At 63.9% G+C, this 19,388-nt stretch carries 16 protein-coding genes and 3 tRNA genes; 16 read left to right on the forward strand and 3 right to left on the reverse strand.

All coding sequences use genetic code 11. The annotated features are described in order from the left end of the window. The 10 genes from hflX (at position 1) to AC56LG_RS10890 (ending at position 10,666) form a co-directional block, all read left to right on the forward strand. Positions 1-1,215 carry a GTPase HflX gene (gene hflX / locus AC56LG_RS10845; RefSeq protein WP_497166119.1) on the forward strand — a complete coding sequence of 405 codons (1,215 nt, stop codon included), beginning with the start codon at positions 1-3 and terminating at the stop codon, positions 1,213-1,215. A 5-nt stretch (positions 1,216-1,220) separates the two neighbouring features. Beyond that, positions 1,221-2,519, forward strand: coding sequence for an FtsH protease activity modulator HflK (hflK, locus tag AC56LG_RS10850; protein WP_497166120.1), 1,299 nt, complete (start codon positions 1,221-1,223; stop codon positions 2,517-2,519). Then, positions 2,519-3,391, forward strand: a complete 873-nt coding sequence (hflC, locus tag AC56LG_RS10855; protein WP_497166121.1) for a protease modulator HflC — start codon at positions 2,519-2,521, stop codon at positions 3,389-3,391. Before hflK ends, hflC begins: the two co-directional genes overlap by 1 nt. Positions 3,392-3,704: 313 nt before the next feature. Further along, entirely contained in the window at positions 3,705-4,859 is a 1,155-nt protein-coding gene (locus AC56LG_RS10860; RefSeq protein WP_497166122.1) for an ATP phosphoribosyltransferase regulatory subunit, read from the forward strand. A 3-nt stretch (positions 4,860-4,862) separates the two neighbouring features. After that, positions 4,863-6,179, forward strand: a complete 1,317-nt coding sequence (locus AC56LG_RS10865) for an adenylosuccinate synthase (protein ID WP_497166123.1) — start codon at positions 4,863-4,865, stop codon at positions 6,177-6,179. 21 nt (positions 6,180-6,200) lie between these two features. After that, entirely contained in the window at positions 6,201-6,740 is a 540-nt protein-coding gene (locus AC56LG_RS10870) for a phosphoribosyltransferase (protein ID WP_192050664.1), read from the forward strand. A gap of 157 nt (positions 6,741-6,897) precedes the next feature. Continuing rightward, on the forward strand, positions 6,898-7,494 hold the full coding sequence (locus AC56LG_RS10875) for a MarC family protein (RefSeq protein ID WP_497166124.1): 597 nt from the start codon (positions 6,898-6,900) through the stop codon (positions 7,492-7,494). Between the two features lies 1 nt (position 7,495). Further along, positions 7,496-9,538, forward strand: coding sequence for a hybrid sensor histidine kinase/response regulator (locus AC56LG_RS10880; RefSeq protein ID WP_497166125.1), 2,043 nt, complete (start codon positions 7,496-7,498; stop codon positions 9,536-9,538). Between the two features lie 85 nt (positions 9,539-9,623). Next, on the forward strand, positions 9,624-10,064 hold the full coding sequence (locus AC56LG_RS10885) for an FKBP-type peptidyl-prolyl cis-trans isomerase (RefSeq protein ID WP_497166126.1): 441 nt from the start codon (positions 9,624-9,626) through the stop codon (positions 10,062-10,064). A gap of 140 nt (positions 10,065-10,204) precedes the next feature. After that, positions 10,205-10,666, forward strand: a complete 462-nt coding sequence (locus AC56LG_RS10890; RefSeq protein ID WP_497166127.1) for an RES family NAD+ phosphorylase — start codon at positions 10,205-10,207, stop codon at positions 10,664-10,666. Between the two features lie 169 nt (positions 10,667-10,835). On the opposite strand, the gene uvrB is transcribed toward AC56LG_RS10890, so the two are convergent. Next, complete coding sequence (gene uvrB, locus AC56LG_RS10895; protein WP_497166128.1) at positions 10,836-12,941, reverse strand: excinuclease ABC subunit UvrB; 2,106 nt, start codon at positions 12,939-12,941, stop codon at positions 10,836-10,838. 115 nt (positions 12,942-13,056) lie between these two features. Here uvrB and AC56LG_RS10900 point away from each other — a divergent pair, with 115 nt between their 5' ends. Both AC56LG_RS10900 and AC56LG_RS10905 read left to right on the forward strand, forming a co-directional pair. After that, positions 13,057-14,268 carry an amino acid aminotransferase gene (locus AC56LG_RS10900; protein ID WP_497166129.1) on the forward strand — a complete coding sequence of 404 codons (1,212 nt, stop codon included), beginning with the start codon at positions 13,057-13,059 and terminating at the stop codon, positions 14,266-14,268. Between the two features lie 52 nt (positions 14,269-14,320). Continuing rightward, positions 14,321-14,396 (forward strand) — tRNA-Asn (locus tag AC56LG_RS10905). 105 nt (positions 14,397-14,501) lie between these two features. On the opposite strand, the gene AC56LG_RS10910 is transcribed toward AC56LG_RS10905, so the two are convergent. Beyond that, entirely contained in the window at positions 14,502-15,410 is a 909-nt protein-coding gene (locus tag AC56LG_RS10910) for a LysR family transcriptional regulator (protein ID WP_497166130.1), read from the reverse strand. A gap of 156 nt (positions 15,411-15,566) precedes the next feature. Here AC56LG_RS10910 and AC56LG_RS10915 point away from each other — a divergent pair, with 156 nt between their 5' ends. From AC56LG_RS10915 to AC56LG_RS10925, 3 genes are all read left to right on the forward strand, one after another. Beyond that, positions 15,567-16,100: a 2,4'-dihydroxyacetophenone dioxygenase family protein gene (locus AC56LG_RS10915; protein WP_497166131.1), complete on the forward strand. Its 534-nt coding sequence runs from the start codon at positions 15,567-15,569 to the stop codon at positions 16,098-16,100. Positions 16,101-16,190: 90 nt separating this feature from the next. Continuing rightward, positions 16,191-17,534, forward strand: a complete 1,344-nt coding sequence (locus tag AC56LG_RS10920) for an MFS transporter (RefSeq protein ID WP_497166132.1) — start codon at positions 16,191-16,193, stop codon at positions 17,532-17,534. Between the two features lie 75 nt (positions 17,535-17,609). Continuing rightward, positions 17,610-17,685 (forward strand) — tRNA-Asn (locus AC56LG_RS10925). 223 nt (positions 17,686-17,908) lie between these two features. Here AC56LG_RS10925 and purT read toward each other — a convergent pair. Further along, positions 17,909-19,123: a formate-dependent phosphoribosylglycinamide formyltransferase gene (gene purT / locus AC56LG_RS10930; RefSeq protein ID WP_497166133.1), complete on the reverse strand. Its 1,215-nt coding sequence runs from the start codon at positions 19,121-19,123 to the stop codon at positions 17,909-17,911. Positions 19,124-19,259: 136 nt separating this feature from the next. Between purT and AC56LG_RS10935 the strand changes: the two genes are divergently transcribed. Beyond that, positions 19,260-19,335, forward strand: a tRNA-Asn gene (locus AC56LG_RS10935). Positions 19,336-19,388 lie beyond the last annotated feature (53 nt).

The following is a 19,388-nucleotide window of genomic DNA, read 5'->3' on the forward strand; positions in this document are numbered from 1 at the left end:
ATGGCTGACGCCCCCGGTACCAACGACACGCGCGCCGTCCTGGTCGGCGTCGATTTCGGCGCGGTCGATTTCACGGCCAGCCTCGAAGAGCTGGCCTTGCTGGCCAGCTCTGCCGGCGCCGAGCCGATCGACACGATCACGGCCAAGCGCAATGCTCCCGATCCCGCTTACTTCGTCGGCAGCGGCAAGGCCGACGAAATCGGCGTCGCCGCCAAGGCGCTCGGCGCCGAACTCGTCATCTTCAACCACGCACTCTCGCCGGCGCAGCAGCGTAACCTCGAGCGCCGTCTCGAGCTGCGCATCATCGACCGCACCAGTCTGATCCTCGACATCTTTGCCCAGCGCGCCCAGAGCCACGAGGGCAAGCTGCAGGTCGAACTGGCGCAGCTGCAGCACCTGGCCACGCGCCTGATCCGCGGCTGGACCCACCTGGAACGGCAAAAGGGCGGTATCGGCCTGCGCGGTCCCGGCGAAACCCAGCTCGAGACCGACCGCCGCCTGATCGGCGAGCGCGTCAAGGCGCTGCGCACGCGCCTCACCAAACTGCGCAAGCAGCACGAGACCCAGCGCCGCGCCCGTGGACGCAACAATACCTTCTCGGTGTCGCTGGTCGGCTATACCAACGCCGGCAAGTCGACCCTGTTCAACACGCTGACCAAAGCCGGCGTGTATGTGGCCAACCAGCTGTTCGCAACGCTCGACACCACTAGCCGCCGCCTGTACCTGGGCGACGAAACCGGCAGCGTCGTCATTTCCGACACGGTCGGGTTCGTGCGCGAGTTGCCGCACCAACTGGTCGCCGCCTTCCGCGCCACGCTGGAAGAAACGATTCATGCAGACGTGCTGTTGCACGTGGTCGACGGTTCCTCGCCGACGCGCATGGAACAGATCGAGCAAGTCAACGAAGTCTTGCGCGAAATCGGTGCCGACCACATTCCGCAGATCCTTGTGTGGAACAAGATTGATGCAGCCGACCTCCAGCCTGGGGTCGAGCGTGATGAACATGATAAAATCAGCCGCGTTTTTATCAGCGCCAGGAGCGGCGCCGGCCTCGATCTGCTGCGCGACGCCATCGTCGAGGCAGCCGCATCGGCAGCCCGTCCGATCCCGGGCTCGAGCCCCAGGAACGAAGAGCAGGACGATGCAGCGCCGGACATTTTCCCTGGAGATGACGGCGAAAGTAATCCAACCTCCACCCATGTAGGGCCGCACTGAAGCCTATGCTTGTTTCCTTATTAAAAAGATTCGGCGTCAAATTGTCGCTGAACGATCCACGCTGGGGCAAAAATCCCGAAGGCGACCATAAAGCCCAGGAAGGCCGCCGCCCCGGCGAAGGTCCTCCCGACCTCGACCAGATGTGGCGCGACTTCAATGCGCGCCTGAACCGCCTGTTCGGCAACCGCGGCAATAACGGCGGCGGCGACGCCGGCGGTCCGTACCGCGGCGAAGGCCGCGGCGCCGGCATTACCGCTTCCGTGATCGGTTTCATTGTCCTGCTGATCTGGCTGGCATCCGGCGCCTTCATCGTGCAGGAAGGGCAGGTCGGCGTGGTCACCACCTTCGGCCGCCTCTCGCACACCACCGGCGCCGGTTTCAACTGGCGCTGGCCGGCCCCGATCCAGGCCCACGAAACGGTCAACGTTTCGCAAGTGCGTACCGCCGAAGTCGGTTACCGCGACAACGTGCGCAACAAGCAGGGCGCCGAATCGCTGATGCTGACCGACGACGAAAACATCATCGACATCCAGTTCGCCGTGCAGTACACGCTGAAGGACCCGGTCGCCTGGGTCTTCAACAACCGCGACCAGGATACGACCGTGCACCAGGTGGCCGAGACGGCCATTCGCGAAGTGGTCGGTAAGAGCAAAATGGACTTCGTGCTGTACGAGGGCCGGGAAAAGGTCGCGCTCGACGTGCACAACATGATCCAGCAGATCATCGACCGCTACAAACTCGGCGCCCTGATCACCAACGTGACCATGCAGAACGTGCAGCCGCCGGAGCAGGTGCAGAGCGCATTCGACGACGCCGTGAAAGCCGGCCAGGACCGCGCCCGTGCCCGCAACGAGGGTGAGGCGTATGCCAACGACGTGATCCCGCGTGCCCGTGGCGCCGCCTTCCGCCTGCTGCAGGATGCCGAAGCCTACCGCTCGATGGTCGTCGAAAACGCCACCGGTAACGCCTCGCGCTTCAACCAGGTGGTGACCGAATATGCGAAAGCCCCGGGCGTCACACGTGATCGCATGTACATCGATACGATGCAGCAGATCTTCAGCAGCACCAGCAAGGTGATGGTCGACGCCAAGTCGGGTTCCAACCTGCTGTACCTGCCGCTCGACAAGCTGATCGCGCAGGTTGCCGCCAACGACGCCGCCACGGGCAGCGCCCGTTCCGGCCCGGTGCAGGCGCCGCAGGAGCAGGCCGCATCGCCGAGCCAGGAAGTGATGCAGACGATTGAACAGGTGCGTCAGCGCGACAGCCGCGCGCGCGATTCCTCACGCGACAGGGAGAGCCGTTAATGAACCGCCTCGTAACCATTTTCGTGGCGGGCTTCATCGCCCTGATGCTGCTGTCCTCGACCGTCTTCGTCGTCGACCAGCGCCGCTTTGCCATCGTCTTTGCACTCGGTGAAGTGCGCGAAGTCATCGCCGAACCGGGCCTGCACTTCAAGCTGCCGCCGCCGTTCCAGAACGTGATCTATCTCGACAAGCGCGTCCTGACCCTGGACACGCCCGACGCCGACCGCTTCATCACGGCCGAGAAGAAGAACATCCTGGTCGACGCTTTCGTCAAATGGCGCATCGTCGAACCACGCCTGTACTACGTCAGCTTCAGCGGCGACGAGCGCGCCGCGGCCAACCGCATGTCGCAGATCATCAAGGCGGCCCTGAACGACGAAATCACCAAGCGCACCGTGCGCCAGGTGATTTCCGGCGAGCGCGGCGCCGTGATGCAGGCGGTGCAGAACAAGGTCATCGCCGAAGCGAAGCAGATCGGCGTCGGCATCGTCGACGTGCGTCTGAAACGCGTCGACTACATCGAGCAGATCAACGCCTCGGTCTACGACCGCATGCGCGCCGAGCGCGTCCGCGTCGCCAACGAACTGCGTTCGACCGGTTCCGCCGAAAGCGAAAAGATCCGCGCCGACGCCGACCGCCAGCGCACCGTGATCCTGGCCGAAGCCTTCCGCGAAGCCGAGAAGATCAAGGGCGAGGGCGATGCCAAGGCGTCCGCGATCTATTCCGAGTCGTTCGGCAAGAGCCCCGAGTTCTACAAGTTCTATCGCTCGCTGGAGGCCTACCGCGCCAGCTTCAAGGCGCATGGGGATGTGATGGTGATCGATTCGAATTCGGAGTTCTTCAAGTATTTCAGGGCTCCCGGGAGCAAGTGAGCAAGTAAGCAAGTAAGCAATCCAAAAACGCCGCGTACACCGCGGCGTTTTTTTGCGTTCCGACTGATTGGACGCCGTACACGTGGAGTCGGGACTCCACCCTACGTATCGTGATAATCGTAGGGTGGAGTCCTGACTCCACGCGGCGCAACGTCCGAATCGCAGCGCACGTTGCCCCAGTCGTAAGCCCCGTATTGCCATCCGCTCCCTGTCTTGCTTCATTTTCGGGTAAAATTGCCGATTCGGCGCCGCCTCCGTCCTGCACGAGCGCGTCACGTTGCCTCATTTCTAACAATTCCCACAGCTGTTGCCCATGCCGAACTGGCTTTTGCCTGAGAATATCGCCGACGTATTGCCGTCGGAAGCACGCAAGATCGAAGATCTGCGGCGCCAGATGCTCGACACCTTCCGCCTCTATGGCTACGAGCTGGTCATGCCGCCGTTGCTCGAATACGTCGAGTCGCTGCTGGCCGGCGCCGGCCAGGATACCGACCTGCGTACCTTCAAGCTGGTCGACCAGCTGTCCGGACGCCTGCTCGGCCTGCGCGCCGACATGACCACGCAGGTCGCACGCATCGATGCGCACCTGTTGAATCGGGATTCGATCACCCGCCTTTGCTACGCCGGCAGCGTGCTGCATACCCGTCCGTCGGGCCTGCACGCCACCCGCGAGCCGATCCAGATCGGCGCCGAGATCTACGGCCACGCCGGCCTGGAAGCCGACGCCGAGATCCAGGAGCTGGCGCTGGCATCGGTCGCCCTGGCCGGCTTCAGCGAAGTGCGCCTCGACATGGCCCACGTCGGCGTGCTGCGCGCGTTGCTGGGCGAAGACGCTGTCGCCAAAAAGGATGAAGCCCAAATCACCGCACTGCTGCGCGCGAAAGACGTGCCCGGCCTGGACGAGATCACGCGCGCCTACGCACCGGCCACCCGCGCCGCGCTGATGGCGCTGCCGAGCCTGTATGGCGACGTCGAAGTGCTGGCGCGCGCCAAAGAGGTGCTGCCGGCGCTGCCGGGCATTACGCGCGCCCTGGCCGAACTGGCCGCGCTCGCCGCTGGCGCCATCGGCAGGGCACAAGTGGCGATCGACCTGGCCGACCTGCGCGGCTACCAGTACGAAAGCGGCGCCATGTTCGCGCTGTATGTGCCGGGCCTGCCGAATGCGGTGGCGCGTGGCGGCCGTTACGACCACGTGGGCGAAGCATTCGGCCGCGCGCGTCCGGCCACCGGCTTCTCGCTCGACCTGCGCGAGCTGGCGCGCCTGCTGCCGACGGCCGAGCGCAAGCATTCGATTCGCGCCCCGTGGGGTAACGCGCCCGAGCTGCGCGAAAAAATCGCTGACCTGCGCAAGGCAGGCGAAGTCGTGATCCAGTCCATGCCGGGTCACGATAATGTTCAGGACGAGTTCGAGTGCGACCGCGTGCTCGTCCTCGAAGATGGAAATTGGATTCTCAAAAACTTAGGTTAAGTGATGTCAAATACAAACGTGGCAAAGAACGTCGTTGTCATCGGCACCCAGTGGGGCGATGAAGGCAAGGGTAAGATCGTCGACTGGCTGACCGATCACGCAGCGGGCGTCGTCCGTTTCCAGGGCGGCCATAACGCCGGCCATACGCTGGTCATCAAGGGCCAGAAAACGGCACTCCAGCTGATCCCTTCGGGCATCATGCGCGAAGGCGTGGCCTGCTACATCGGCAACGGCGTCGTCGTCTCGGTACCGGACGTGATGCGCGAAATCGACAAGCTGGCCGCCGCCGGCGTCGAAGTCGTCTCGCGCCTGAAGATTTCCGAGGCGTGCCCGATCATCCTGCCGTACCACGTCGCCATCGACCAGGCCCGTGAAGCCAAGCGCGGCGTCAACAAGATCGGCACCACCGGCAAGGGCATCGGCCCGGCCTACGAAGACAAGGTCGCGCGCCGCGCGATCCGCATCGCCGACCTGCTCAACGAAGAGCGCTTCGCCGAAAAGCTCAAGGAAAACCTCGAGTACCACAACTTCGTGCTGGTGAACTACCTGGGCGGCGAAGCGATCGACTTCCAGAAGACCTTCGACGACGCGATGGCCCTGGTGCCGCGCCTGCGTCCGATGGTCGGCGACGTCTCCTCGGCACTGTACGCCGCGCACAAGGCCGGCGGCAGCCTGCTGTTCGAAGGCGCGCAAGGTTCGCTGCTCGACGTCGACCACGGTACGTATCCGTTCGTCACCTCGTCGAACTGCGTGGCCGGCAACGCCGCCGCCGGCGCCGGCGTCGGTCCTGGCATGCTGCACTACATCATGGGCATCACCAAGGCCTACACGACGCGCGTCGGTTCGGGTCCGTTCCCGGCCGAACTGCCGACCGATGCAGGTGTCGGCGAGCACCTGTCGCGCGTGGGCCACGAGTTCGGCACCGTCACCGGCCGCGCCCGCCGCTGCGGCTGGTTCGACGCCGCGCTGCTGCGCCGCTCGGTCCAGATCAACGGCGTGTCGGGCATGTGCCTGACCAAGCTCGACGTGCTGGACGGCATCGAGACCCTGAAGCTGTGCACCGGCTACAAGATCAACGGCGTCGATGCCGACATCTTCCCGGTCGGCGCCGAAGAAGCCGCCCTGTGCGAGCCGGTCTACGAAGAAATGCCGGGCTGGACCGAAACCACGGTCGGTGCCAAGTCGATGGAAGAGCTGCCGGCCAACGCGCGCGCCTACATCAAGCGCATCGAAGAACTGGTCGGTATTCCGGTCGACATGGTCTCCACCGGTCCGGACCGCGAAGAGACCATCGTCCTGCGCCACCCGTTTGCAGCTTAAATAAGAATAGGAATGACTGAAATGAACACCCCTGCATCGACCGACAAGGACCTCTGGGTTTCGTGGGACCAATACAATCGCCTGGTCGAGCGCCTGGCGCTGCAAGTCTATGAATCGAACTGGAAGTTCGACATGGTGCTGTGCCTGGCGCGCGGCGGCGTGCGTCCCGGCGACGTGATCTCGCGTATCTTCGACGTGCCGCTGGCGATCCTGTCGACCAGCTCCTACCGCGAGGAAGCCGGCACCAAGCAGGGCAACCTGGACATCGCCAAGTACATGACGATGACCAAGGGCCCGCTGGCCGGCCGCATCCTGCTGGTCGACGACCTGGCCGATTCCGGCGTCACCCTGCAAAAGGTGCGCCAGCACCTGACCGACAACTACGCCGACGTCACCGAAGTGCGCTCGGCCGTCATCTGGGTCAAGGGCACCTCGGCCTTCAAGCCGGACTACCACCTGGAAGACCTGCCGCACAACCCGTGGATCCACCAGCCGTTCGAGGATTACGACGGCCTGCGTCCGCATCAGTTGTCGGCGTGGATGAAGAAGTTCGAGAAGTAATCGCAATCGCGGCCCGGCGCCCGACAATGCGAAAAGGCCAGTGCACTTTCGGTGCGCTGGCCTTTTTTCTTGTATAGCCCATTGTGCTACTGCGAATATGTGAATCGGTTAAGATTGCCGAAAATGCTCCACCAGACACTCCATAACAAGAACAACCATGACCCAAAGCTTTTTTCAAACTTTCATCCTGCTCATCCTCGTCACTGACCCCTTCGGCAACGTCCCTTTGTTCGCCACCGCCCTCAAGGACACACCGGTTCACCGCCGCGGCCGCGTGGTGGTGCGCGAATGCGCTATCGCCTTTTTACTGCTGCTGGTCTTCATGTTCTTCGGCCAGCACTTCCTCGCTGCGCTGCACCTGAGCCCGATCGCGCTGCGCATCGGCGGTGCCGTGATCCTGTTGATCATTGCGATCCGCATGATCTTCCCGCATCCCGACGGCGTGCTCGGCAAGAGCGAGCATGGCGAACCGTTCATCGTGCCGCTGGCGATTCCGGCGCTGGCCGGGCCGTCGGCGCTGGCCACCGTGCTGCTGTTCAGCGCGAATTCGCTGTCCGAGACCATGGTGCACGTGGCGGCGCTGGCGGCGGTCGGCGTGGTCTGGCTGGCGGTGTTCCTCAGCGCCGAGCGCCTGCAGCAGAAGCTGGGGCCGCAGGTGATGACGGCGTTCGAGCGCCTGATGGGCCTGATCCTGACAGCAATGTCGGTCGAAATGCTGCTGGGCGGTATCCGCGAATTTGTGAAGACGCTTTGATATGATTAATCCAGGCACGGCAGTAAGTACACACGATAGCGCGGGGGAGCCGTCGCTACGCTTCCTGAGCGGCGGCGGCGAGGTGGGCGCGCTGATGCGCTCGCAGGACTGGTCGCGCTCGCCCCTGGGCGAGCCTTCGACCTGGCCGCCGGCATTGCGCAGCATCGTGTCGCTGATGCTCGGTTCGGGATTCCCCATGTTCTGCGCCTGGGGGAAGGACCTGGGCTTCCTCTACAACGATCCTTATCTTCCTGTACTGGGCGACAAGCACCCGGCCGCACTCGGCGCGCCGTTCCACGCTATCTGGTCCGAGATCTGGGACGACATTCATCCGCTGATCGAGCGCGCGCTCGCCGGCCAGGCGACCTACATGGAAAAGCTGCCGCTGGTGATGCGCCGCCACGGCTACGACGAGCAGACCTGGTTCACCTTCTCGTACTCGCCGGCGCGCGACGACAATGGCGAAGTGGCGGGCATGCATTGCGCCTGCGTCGAGGTGACCGGACAGGTGCTGGCCGAGCGCTACCGCGACGAGGAGAACAAGCGCCTTATGACCCTGTTCGAGCAGGCGCCCGGCATCATCGCTGTACTGCGCGGCCCCGAACATTTGTTTGAAATTACAAACAAAAGTTATAACGACCTGATCGGCCGCTCCGACCTGGTTGGCAAGACCGCGCGCGAAGCCTTGCCGGAAGTGGAAGGGCAGGGATTCTTCGAGCTGCTCGACCAGGTCTACACCAGTGGCGAGCCTTTCGTTGGCCACGCGGTGCCGCTCGACGTGGCGCGCGAGCCCGGCGCGGCGCTCGAACGCCGCTACCTGGACTTCATCTACCAGCCGATCCGCGACGCGGTCGGTAACGTGGTCGGCATCTTCGTCGAAGGCAGCGACATGACCGTGCGCAAGCAGGTCGAAGACGACTTGCGCGCCGCCAACCGCCAGAAGGACCAGTTCCTGGCGATGCTGGCGCACGAGTTGCGCAACCCGCTGGCGCCGATCACGACCGCGGCCCAACTGCTCAAACTCGGCACGCTCGACGCCAAGGGTGTGAGGAACGCCAGCGAGATCATCGCGCGCCAGGCCGAGCACATGACCGACCTCGTCAACGACCTGCTGGACGTGTCGCGCGTCACGCGCGGCCTGGTCACGCTCGAAAAGGAAGAGCTCGACGTCAACGCGGTGGTAGCCGGTGCGCTCGAGCAGGTGCGCCCGCTGATCGAATCGAAGCGCCATTCGCTGACGATGCAACTGTCGGGCGAACCGGTGCATGTGATGGGCGACCGCACGCGCCTGGTGCAGGTGCTGTCCAACATCCTCAACAATGCCGCCAAGTACACGCCGTCCGGCGGCGAGATCGTCATGCAGGTCAGCGCGCCGGGCGACCAGGTCGTAGTCTGCGTGACCGACAACGGCATCGGCATCGAGCCCGAGGTGTTGCCGTATATCTTCGAGCTGTTTACCCAGGCCGAACGCACGCCGGACCGTTCGCAAGGAGGCCTGGGGATCGGCCTGGCGCTGGTGAAAAGCCTGGCCACGCTGCATGGCGGCAGCGTCGAGGCGCGCAGCAAGGGGCCGGGGCAGGGCAGCCAGTTCGAGATCCGCCTTCCGCGCCTGCATGCGGGCACGGCGGCGCCGGGTGCGGCGATTGGTGCGGATAGCGCGGCGCAGGCGGAACCGCTGCGCGTGATGGTGGTCGACGACAACCAGGATGCGGCGCAGATGCTGGCCATGCTGCTGGAAGTGCAGGGCCATGCCGTGTCGGTGGAATACGACGGCCGCGGCGCCCTGCAGCGTGCGCGCCTGGAGCGGCCGCAGGTCATGCTGCTCGACATCGGCCTGCCCGATACCGATGGCTACGCGCTGGCACGCAAGCTGCGCGCGTTGCCGGAACTGGCGGGCGCCACCCTGGTCGCGTTAACCGGCTACGGCCAGGACGACGATCGCCGCCAGGCCGAGGAAGCCGGTTTCGACCATCACCTGGTCAAGCCTGCCGACCTGGCGCAAGTGGGCGAGATCCTGGCGTCGGTGCAGGGAAAGGCGCCTTAAGCCGGTCCGTCTTGTGCGATCTGCGCGATTCGGCAATACTGCCGCACGGCCATGCGCCGACGACATACTCGATAAAGGACAACACATGAAATACGTAATCCCGGCCCTCGGCCTGGCCCTGGTCATCGTCGCCGGTAGCGCCAGCGCTGCCCAGGCCACCCCGGCAGCACCTGCGGCCCGCGCCGCGCAACTGCAGACGATCGACACCGTCGTCGGCAAGGGCAAGCAAGCCGCCAGCGGCAACACGGTCGTGGTCCACTACACCGGCTGGCTGTACGAACCGAAAGCGCCAAAGCAGCGCGGCAAGCAGTTCGACAGCTCGGTCGGCGGCGACCCGTTCACCTTCCCGCTGGGCATGGGCGGCGTCATCAAGGGCTGGGACCAGGGCGTGGCCGGCATGAAGGTCGGCGGCAAGCGTACGCTGATCATCCCGTCGGAACTGGGCTATGGCCAACGCGGCGCCGGTGGCGTGATTCCACCGGGCGCGACGCTGCTGTTCGATGTCGAATTGATCGACGTGAAATAAGCACCGCCTCCGGTGCTATCCATGAAACGGCCTGCGGGCCGTTTTTTCATTGGCGGGCGAGATTTTCCAACCGGATTCGTGTGGGAGGCTGCCGAGGCTGCATTGTATGCTGGGACATTAGCGTGGAGGCATAAGTACCAATGAGAGCCTGGAGAATTGCAATCGAAAAAGCCGCCCTCGACCGCGACTGCAAGGGCGCACGCGAGAGTGGCGGCCACTGGCACAGCGAGGGTCAGCCGGCGCTGTATGCCGCGATGACGGTGGAGCTGGCGGTGCTGGAAAAGTTCGTCCACACCGAAGAAATCGAAGAAGAGCCGCTGGTGCTGGTGGCGATCGATTTGCCGGACGATCCGGCGCTTGGGTTGGATGTGTCGGCCGAGGAATTGCCGGAAGGGTGGGATGCGCTCGACGATGGCGGCAGCGCGACCGCGTTCGGCACGGCGTTCCTGAAGAAGCGCGATTACCTGTACATGCGGGTGCCGTCGGTGATCGTGGGGGAGGGTGTGAATCTCGTGATCAATCCGGCGCACCATGGGTATGAGCAGGTCAAATTGAGTATTGCGCGGACGTTCAGGTTCGATCCGAGGATGTTCAAGCGGTAAGGCAGGGAGGCGGTTCGCAGGATTGCAGGCAGGGTAACGCGTGGAGTCAGGACTCCACCCTACGAATACCTCTGACCGTAGGGTGGAGTCCCGACTCCACGCGGCACCGCATGCCGGCCGGCGGCGGCCTCGTACACATAAAAAAACGGCGCCACCGGCGCCGTTCGTCTTACTTGCCCAACATCGACACCACGTTGTCCGCTCCCGGCGCCCCAAACGCTTGCTGCTTGAGCACATGCAACTGGTCGCGCACCTGCGCCGCCTTTTCGAACTCGAGGTTCTTGGCGTGGTCGACCATGAGCTTTTCGAGGCGCTTGATTTCTTTCGAAATCTGCTTCTCGCTCATCGATTCCACCTTGGCCGTCGCCTCGGCATCCGCCACCCCCTGCGCACCCTCGACCATGGCTTTCTGGGCGGCGTTGCTGTAGACGCCGTCGATCATTTCCTTGATCTTCTTCTGCACGCCTTTCGGAGTGATGCCGTTCGCCTCATTGAAAGCGATCTGCTTGGCGCGGCGACGTTCGGTTTCGTCGATGGCGCGGCGCATCGAATCGGTCACGTGGTCGGCGTACAGGATCGCCACGCCGTTCAGGTTACGCGCCGCGCGGCCGATGGTCTGGATCAGCGACCGTTCGGAACGAAGAAAACCTTCCTTGTCGGCATCCAACACCGCAACTAATGATACTTCCGGCAAGTCCAGGCCTTCGCGCAGCAGGTTGATGCCGATCAGGACGTCGAAAGTACCGAGGCGCAAGTCGCGCAGGATTTCCACGCGCTCGACGGTCTCGATATCGCTGTGCAGGTAGCGCACCTTGATGCCGTGGTCGGACAGGTATTCCGTCAGCTGCTCCGCCATGCGCTTGGTCAGCGTGGTGACCAGCACGCGCTCGTTCTTCTTGATGCGGTCGTTGATCTCGCTCATCAGGTCGTCCACCTGCGACAAGGCGGGCTTCACCAGGATGACCGGATCGACCAGGCCGGTCGGGCGCACCACCTGCTCGACCACGTTGTCGGCGTGCGAATTCTCGTATTCGGCCGGCGTGGCCGAGACGAAAATCGTCTGGCGCATCTTGCCTTCGAATTCCTCGAATTTCAGCGGCCGGTTGTCCAGCGCCGACGGCAAACGGAAGCCGTAGTCGACCAGGTTGGTCTTGCGCGAACGGTCGCCGTTGTACATGGCGGACAACTGGCCGACCAGCACGTGCGACTCGTCCATGAACATCAGCGCGTCCTTCGGCAGGTAATCGACCAGGGTCGGCGGCGGTTCGCCCGGCATCGCACCCGACAGGTGGCGCGAATAGTTTTCGATGCCCTTCGTAAAACCGATCTCGGCCATCATTTCGAGGTCGAAGCGGGTACGCTGCTCGAGGCGCTGCTCTTCGATCAGCTTGTTTTGCTGGCGGAATTCTTCCAGGCGATCCTTCAGCTCGGCCTTGATCGATTCCACCGCGCGCAGGACAGTCGAGCGCGGGGTGACGTAGTGCGAACCCGGATACACCGTGAAGCGCGGGATCTTCTGGCGCACGCGGCCGGTCAGCGGGTCGAACAATTGCAGCGATTCGATTTCGTCGTCGAACATCTCGACGCGGATCGCCAGTTCGGCGTGCTCGGCCGGGAAAATGTCGATGGTGTCGCCGCGCACGCGGAAAGTACCGCGTCCGAAATCCATCTCGTTGCGCGAATACTGCATCTGGATCAGGCGCGCGATGATGTCGCGCTGGGCCACTTTATCCTTGTGGCGCAGCGTCAGGATCATCTTGTGGTATTCGTTCGGATTACCGATACCGTAGATCGCCGACACGGTGGCGACGATGACGACGTCGCGCCGTTCCATCAGCGATTTCGTGCACGACAGGCGCATCTGCTCGATGTGCTCGTTGATCGACGAATCCTTTTCGATGAACAAATCGCGCTGCGGCACATAGGCTTCCGGCTGGTAGTAATCGTAGTACGACACGAAATACTCGACCGCGTTTTGCGGGAAGAATTCGCGCATCTCCGAATACAGCTGGGCGGCCAGGGTTTTGTTCGGTGCGAACACGATCGCCGGACGGCCGGCGCGGGCGATCACGTTGGCCATCGTGTAGGTTTTACCGGAACCGGTCACGCCGAGCAGTGTCTGATACATCAGACCGTCTTCGATGCCTTCGACCAGGCCGTCGATCGCCGTCGGCTGGTCGCCGGCAGGCGGGAAGGGCTGGTGCAGTTTGAATGGTGAGCCCGGGTAGGTGATGACCGTCGGTTCCGGGGCATTTGCAATGGATAAATCAGCCATACTTTCAGACCTTTGCTAGAATGGGGACTCGTTTGCGGCACTGCAGCAGAGGTATCGCTGCCGCGCCGCTGTCTATACAACTGCTGCGATCCACCGACAAAACCAGTTTATCACGATGACTTCTTCCGCCTCCGCCAGCCTCTTCGGCGCCATCGACATGGCCCCGCGCGACCCGATTCTGGGCATCACCGAAGCATTCAACGCCGACACCAACCCGGCCAAGATCAACCTGGGGGTCGGCGTCTACTACGACGATAACGGCAAGGTTCCTCTGCTGCAGTGCGTCCAGCAGGCCGAGGCGAAATTGATGGAACAGTTGTCGCCGCGTACCTACCTCCCGATCGAAGGCCTGGCAGCGTACGACAAGGCTGTGCAAGAGCTTGTATTTGGGGCCGGCAGCGCCGTAATTCAAGAGAAGCGCGCGATTACCGTGCAGGCGATCGGCGGCACAGGCGCCCTGAAAATCGGCGCCGATTTCCTCAAGCGCTTTTCGCCCGAGTCGCAAGTCTTCATCAGCGACCCGAGCTGGGAAAACCACCGCGCCCTGTTCGAATCGGCCGGTTTCATCGTCAACAACTACACCTACTACGACCCGGCCACCCACGGCGTGAACTTCGATGGCATGCTGGCATCGCTGCGCAAGATGGATGCCGGTTCGATCGTCGTGCTGCACGCCTGCTGCCACAACCCGACCGGCGCCGACCTGACCCAGGAGCAGTGGGGCCAGGTGATCGAGGCCGTGCAGGCCGGCGGCCTGATTCCCTTCCTCGACATGGCCTACCAGGGCTTCGGCGCGGGCATCGCGGAAGATGGCGCCGTGGTGCGCCGCTTCGTCGAGGCCGGCGGTCCGCTGCTGGTGTCGAACTCGTTCTCGAAATCGTTCTCGTTGTACGGCGAGCGCGTCGGCGCGCTGTCGATCGTCGCATCAAGCAGCGAAGAAGCGGCGCGCCTGCTGTCGCAGGTAAAGCGCGTGGTGCGCACCAACTACTCGAGCCCGCCGTCGCACGCCGGCAAGGTGGTGGCGATGGTGCTGTCGACGCCGGAACTGCGCCAGCTGTGGGAAGACGAACTGTCCGGCATGCGCGTGCGCATCAAGCAGATGCGTGAAGCGCTGGTCGAAAAGCTGGCGCAAAAAGCGCTGGGCCGCGACTTCGGTTTCGTGCGCGAGCAGGTCGGCATGTTCTCGTATTCGGGCTTGACGCAAGCGCAGGTCGGCAAGCTGCGCGACGAATCGATCTACGCCGTCGACACCGGCCGCATCTGCGTTGCCGCGCTGAATTCGAAGAACATCGATCTCGTCGTTGACGCAATCGCAAAAGTCCTCTAAAATCCTGGCTCTTCGCTGCTGAACTTTGTTCGGTGGCAAAGAGCAACACAATTCCCTGATAGCTCAGTCGGTAGAGCGACGGACTGTTAATCCGCAGGTCCCTGGTTCGAGTCCAGGTCGGGGAGCCAGAATTCAAGAAGAGCGTCGAGTGATCGGCGCTCTTTTTTTTTCGTTTCCGATGGGCGCGGTGTTTCATGCGGTACGGCGCATCCAGGCCAGCAATGTCGCCGCATTCACCGCCCGCGCGCGCCCTCCGCCGAAAACTTCTCCGACATGAACGCCAAAAACGCCTGCACCCGCGGGCTGAGGTGCTTGCGCCCCTGGTACACCAGGTACAGCGGCTCCTGCGCCGGCGACTGGTAATCCGCCAGCACCGGCACCAGCCGCCCGCTGCGCAAGTCCTCGCCCACGTGAAAGGCGGCCAGGCGCACCAGGCCCAGTCCATGGCGGGCAAGCTGCAGCAGCATGTCACCCTGGTTGGCGCCGACGTTGCCGGCCGCGGCGACGGTGCGCGTCTCGCCGTTTTCCAGTACCGGCCAGGCATTCCAGTGGGTGCGCTGGCTGAAGTTGAGGCAGTTGTGGTGGGCCAGGTCGTCGGGCGTGTGCGGCGTGCCGTGGCGCGCCAGGTAGGCGGGCGCGGCGCAAATGATCCAGGCGCTGTCGAGCAGGCGGCGTGCGACCAGCGCCGAATCGGGCAGGGGACCGCCCTGGATCGAGACGTCGATGCGCTGCTCGGCGAAATCGACCGGCTCGTTGGTGAGATGGAATTCGACGCGCAGCTTCGGGTGGTGCGCCAGGAATTCGCCGACGATCGGCGCCAGCTGGTACTTGGCGAAGGTGACCATCGAATGCACGCGCAGGGTGCCGCTGACCTCGCCCGAACAGGCCAGCACGGCGTTCTCGGCGCTGCGCAGCGCGGCGAAGATGGTTTGGCCTTCGTCGTAGAGCACGCGGCCTGCCTCCGTGAGCGTGAGCGCGCGCGAGGTGCGGTGGAACAGGCGTGCGTGCAGGCGGTCTTCCAGGCGCGATACCAGCTTGCTCACGGCCGAGGGCGACAGCTCCAGGCGCCGCCCGGCGGCCGAAAAGCTGCCGCTGTCGACGGCCGCCACGAACACTTCCAACTCGCTCAACTGTATCGACACCTGCATCCCCGCCTGACTTCTACCTGTGAAATTTCGTCACTGTCCAATGACCATTATCGCATTGTCCACCTGGCCTGCGCGGCGCAAGATGGGTCCCTGTCCGGCGCCCCTGCGCCATCCCGGCGCCCGGCGCCAACCGAACAAGGAGAACCCAGCGTGTCCAAGTCGACCGAACGTACCCACCCGAGCAGCCTGGTGGGCTTTGCCCAGCCGATTCCCCGCTTTGCCATCGACGACCTGGTCGTGCCCGATGCCGTGCCCGACGACGAACGCGAATGGGTGCCGCAGGCGCCGAACGTCTGGTTCCGTCCGCTGATCCTGAACGTGACGCAAGGCTATTTCGTCAACGTGCTGCGCGTGCGCAAAAGCGGTGTGCTCTCGCGCCACCGCCACGACGGCCCGGTGCATGCCCACGTGCTCAAGGGCCGCTGGTACTACCTGGAACACGACTGGACCGCGATCGAAGGTTCCTACGCGCACGAGATTCCGGGCGAGATCCACACCCTGTACGTGCCCGAAGACGTGACCGAGATGATGACGCTGTTCCACGTCACCGGCGCCTACACCTACCTCGACGAAGAGGGCAAGCCGACCGGTTACGAGGACGTGTTCACCAAGCTGGAAGCGGCGGTGAAGCACTACGAAGCCGTGGGCCTGGGCACCGATTACGTGCGCCGTTTCATCCGGTAAGCGCACGGTCGCTGGACCACGCTTGCTTGAATAGAGGAGACAGCCCGCCGATGCAGCGGGCTTGCAATCATGAAAAAAAGGAGCAGCAACATGAGTACCGATACCCCCGGCATCGTCATCCCGCTCGGGCGCAGCGTCGCGCAGGACGAGCAGGCGCAGGTCTACCGCAGGGTCAGCCTGCGACTGATTCCCTTCCTGTTCATCTGCTACGTCGCGGCCTATCTCGACCGCATCAACATCGGCTTCGCGCAATTGCAGATGAAGACCGACCTCGGTTTTTCCGACGCCGTGTATGGCCTGGGCGCCGGCATCTTCTTCTTCGGCTACGCGCTGTTCGAAGTGCCGAGCAACCTGCTGCTGGAAAAGATCGGCGCACGCAAGACGCTGCTGCGCATCATGGTGCTGTGGGGCCTGACCTCGGCCGGCATGATGTTCGTGACCACCCCGACCCAGCTGTACATCGCGCGCTTCCTGCTGGGCTTGTTCGAAGCCGGCTTCTTCCCGGGCATCATCCTGTACTTCACCTACTGGTACCCGTCGAAGATGCGCGCCAAAATCATCGCGCTCTTCATGTCGGGCATGGCGGTGGCAGGCATCGTCGGCGGTCCGCTGTCGGGCTGGATCATGAACGACATGGCCGGCGTCAACGGCTGGCATGGCTGGCAGTGGATGTTCCTGATCGAAGGTATTCCGGCCGTGCTGCTGGGCGTAATGGCCTGGTTCCTGCTCGACGACCGCCCAGGCCAGGCCAAGTGGCTGTCCAGCCGCGAAAAGGCCATCATCGAGCAGACGCTGCAGCAGGACCAGCGCGACCTCGGCCCGGCCCACCACGGCTCGCTGCGCGAAGCGATGCGCGACCCGAAGATCTACATCCTGGCCTTTGCCTACTTCACCTTCATCGCCGGCACCTATGTGATCACGTTCTGGCTGCCGACCATCGTCAAGAGCTTCGGCGTGAGCGACCCGCTGCGTATCGGCCTGCTGACCGCGATCCCGTACATCATCGGCGCCATCGGCATGGTGGTCTTGAGCAAGAACTCGGACCGTACCCGCGAACGCCGCTGGCACGCCGCCTGCGCCGCCTTCCTCGGCGGTGCGGGCCTGGTGGTGGCCAGCCTGCTGTCGGGCCACCTGGCGCTGGCGCTGGTCGCCCTGTCGTTCGCCACGATCGGCATCCTCGCCACCATGCCGCTGTTCTGGGCCATGCCGACCGCCTACCTGTCGGGGCCGGCGGCGGCGGGCGGCATCGCGCTGATCAACTCGCTCGGCCTGATCGGCGGCTTCGTCAGCCCGTTCGTGATCGGCTGGTTCAAGACGGCCACCGGCAGCGTCAACTACGGCCTGTATTTCGTGACGGCGCTGATGGTGCTGGGCGGGATTGCGCTGCTGGTCGGCGTGCCGGCCAGGGCGCTGCGCGAGAAGCAGGAAGGGTGATTCGCTGGGGCGCACCAAGAACTTTCGTGCGCCCCTTTGCTGATCGCAGCTGAGCCGTTATAATGCGGTCTCAATTCCCTGATAGCTCAGTCGGTAGAGCGACGGACTGTTAATCCGCAGGTCCCTGGTTCGAGTCCAGGTCGGGGAGCCAGAATACGAAAAAGAGCGCCGTGCAAACGGCGCTCTTTTTTTACGCAAACTCTGCTCATCGTTCCGCGTGGGCATGCCCACCCTACAACCGCGGGTCCCTGGTTCGAGTCCAGGTCGGGGAGCCAGAATTCAGCAGTAAGCAAAAGGCCGCGTCGATGACGCGGCCTTGTTCGTTTCCGGTGCTGCCGAGACTGGCGGCGCGGATGCGCGCCGCCTGCAGATGTTTATTCGCGGCCCGCTACCGGCCTCACCTTCGCCGCCGCCGCCAGCGCCCGCTCGCGCGCCGTCTCCACGTCAGCCGCCGTCGCCAGCGCTACCCCCATGCGCCGCCGTGCGAACGATTCCGGCTTGCCGAACAGACGGATGTCGGTGTCGGGCACCTGCAGCGCCTCGGCCACGCCTTCGAAGGCGATGCCCTGCGCGTCCAGCTGGCCGTAGATCACCGCCGAGGCGCCCGGCGCGCGCAGCGCCGTGTTCACCGGCAGGCCGAGTACGGCTTTCGCATGCAGTTCGAATTCGCTCTGCACCTGGGTCGCCATGGTCACCATGCCGGTGTCGTGCGGACGCGGGCTCACTTCCGAGAACCAGACCATATCTCCCTTGACGAACAGCTCGACGCCGAACACGCCCAGGCCGCCCAGGTTGCCCGTGACCTTTTCCGCAATCTCGCGCGAACGCTCGAGCGCCAGCGCATTCATCGGGTGCGGCTGCCAGGATTCGACGTAATCGCCCTGCACCTGCTTGTGGCCGATCGGCTCGCAGAAGCTGGTGACGACTTCGCCGTCGGCGCCGCGCGAGCGCACCGTCAACAAGGTGATCTCGTAGTCGAAGTCGATGAAGCCTTCGGCAATGACACGGCCGGCATCGACGCGTCCGCCGGCGGCGGCGTAGTCCCAGGCGGCCTGGACGTCGGCGGCACTGTCGAGCTTGGACTGGCCCTTGCCCGAGGACGACATCACCGGTTTCACGACGCAGGGAAAGCCGACGAAGGCGCAGGCTTCCTGCAGCTCTTCCAGGCTGCTGGCGAAGCGGTAGGGCGAGGTCGCCAGGCCCAGCGTTTCGGCGGCAAGGCGGCGGATGCCTTCGCGGTTCATGGTCAGTTGGGTAGCGCGCGCGGTCGGGATGCAGGTGATGGTGCCGGCCGCTTCCAGCTCGGCCAGGGTGTCGGTGGCGATCGCCTCGATTTCCGGGATCACGAGGTCGGGCCGCTCTTGCGCGATCAGGGCGGACAGCGCCGCGCCGTCGGTCATGTCGATGACGTGGGCGCGGTGCGCAACCTGGTGGCCCGGCGCGTTCGGGTAGCGGTCGACGGCGATGACTTCGACGCCGAGGCGCTGCAGGGAAATGATGACTTCCTTGCCGAGTTCGCCGGAGCCGAGCAGCATCACGCGCGTGGCGGAAGGCGAGAGGGGAGTACCGAAAGTGCGGGGAGTGGTCATGGTGGTATCGAGCTAGGTTTCAAGGTAGGTGCGGGGTGCTGCGACTATAGCAAAGCGGGCCGGGGAGGGTGCGGGCTTACTATTTTCGTACAGGACTCGCCAAACCGCGATCCGCCCGCTATAATGTTGCCTCAATTCCCTGATAGCTCAGTCGGTAGAGCGACGGACTGTTAATCCGCAGGTCCCTGGTTCGAGTCCAGGTCGGGGAGCCAGAACATGGGAAGGGCCACGTCGATGACGTGGCCTTTTTCGTTTACGCGCATCG

It is taken from the genome of Telluria sp. ZB2R32 (assembly GCF_059685715.1).

Bases quoted from the DNA above. Each gene is read 5' to 3' on its own strand.
- hflX (WP_497166119.1), top strand. From the start codon at position 1: ATGGCTGACGCCCCCGGTACCAACGACACGCGCGCCGTCCTGGTCGGC.
- hflK (WP_497166120.1), top strand. From the start codon at position 1,221: ATGCTTGTTTCCTTATTAAAAAGATTCGGCGTCAAATTGTCGCTGAAC.
- hflC (WP_497166121.1), top strand. From the start codon at position 2,519: ATGAACCGCCTCGTAACCATTTTCGTGGCGGGCTTCATCGCCCTGATG.
- AC56LG_RS10860 (WP_497166122.1), top strand. From the start codon at position 3,705: ATGCCGAACTGGCTTTTGCCTGAGAATATCGCCGACGTATTGCCGTCG.
- AC56LG_RS10865 (WP_497166123.1), top strand. From the start codon at position 4,863: ATGTCAAATACAAACGTGGCAAAGAACGTCGTTGTCATCGGCACCCAG.
- AC56LG_RS10870 (WP_192050664.1), top strand. From the start codon at position 6,201: ATGAACACCCCTGCATCGACCGACAAGGACCTCTGGGTTTCGTGGGAC.
- AC56LG_RS10875 (WP_497166124.1), top strand. From the start codon at position 6,898: ATGACCCAAAGCTTTTTTCAAACTTTCATCCTGCTCATCCTCGTCACT.
- AC56LG_RS10880 (WP_497166125.1), top strand. From the start codon at position 7,496: ATGATTAATCCAGGCACGGCAGTAAGTACACACGATAGCGCGGGGGAG.
- AC56LG_RS10885 (WP_497166126.1), top strand. From the start codon at position 9,624: ATGAAATACGTAATCCCGGCCCTCGGCCTGGCCCTGGTCATCGTCGCC.
- AC56LG_RS10890 (WP_497166127.1), top strand. From the start codon at position 10,205: ATGAGAGCCTGGAGAATTGCAATCGAAAAAGCCGCCCTCGACCGCGAC.
- uvrB (WP_497166128.1), bottom strand. From the start codon at position 12,941: ATGGCTGATTTATCCATTGCAAATGCCCCGGAACCGACGGTCATCACC.
- AC56LG_RS10900 (WP_497166129.1), top strand. From the start codon at position 13,057: ATGACTTCTTCCGCCTCCGCCAGCCTCTTCGGCGCCATCGACATGGCC.
- AC56LG_RS10920 (WP_497166132.1), top strand. From the start codon at position 16,191: ATGAGTACCGATACCCCCGGCATCGTCATCCCGCTCGGGCGCAGCGTC.
- purT (WP_497166133.1), bottom strand. From the start codon at position 19,123: ATGACCACTCCCCGCACTTTCGGTACTCCCCTCTCGCCTTCCGCCACG.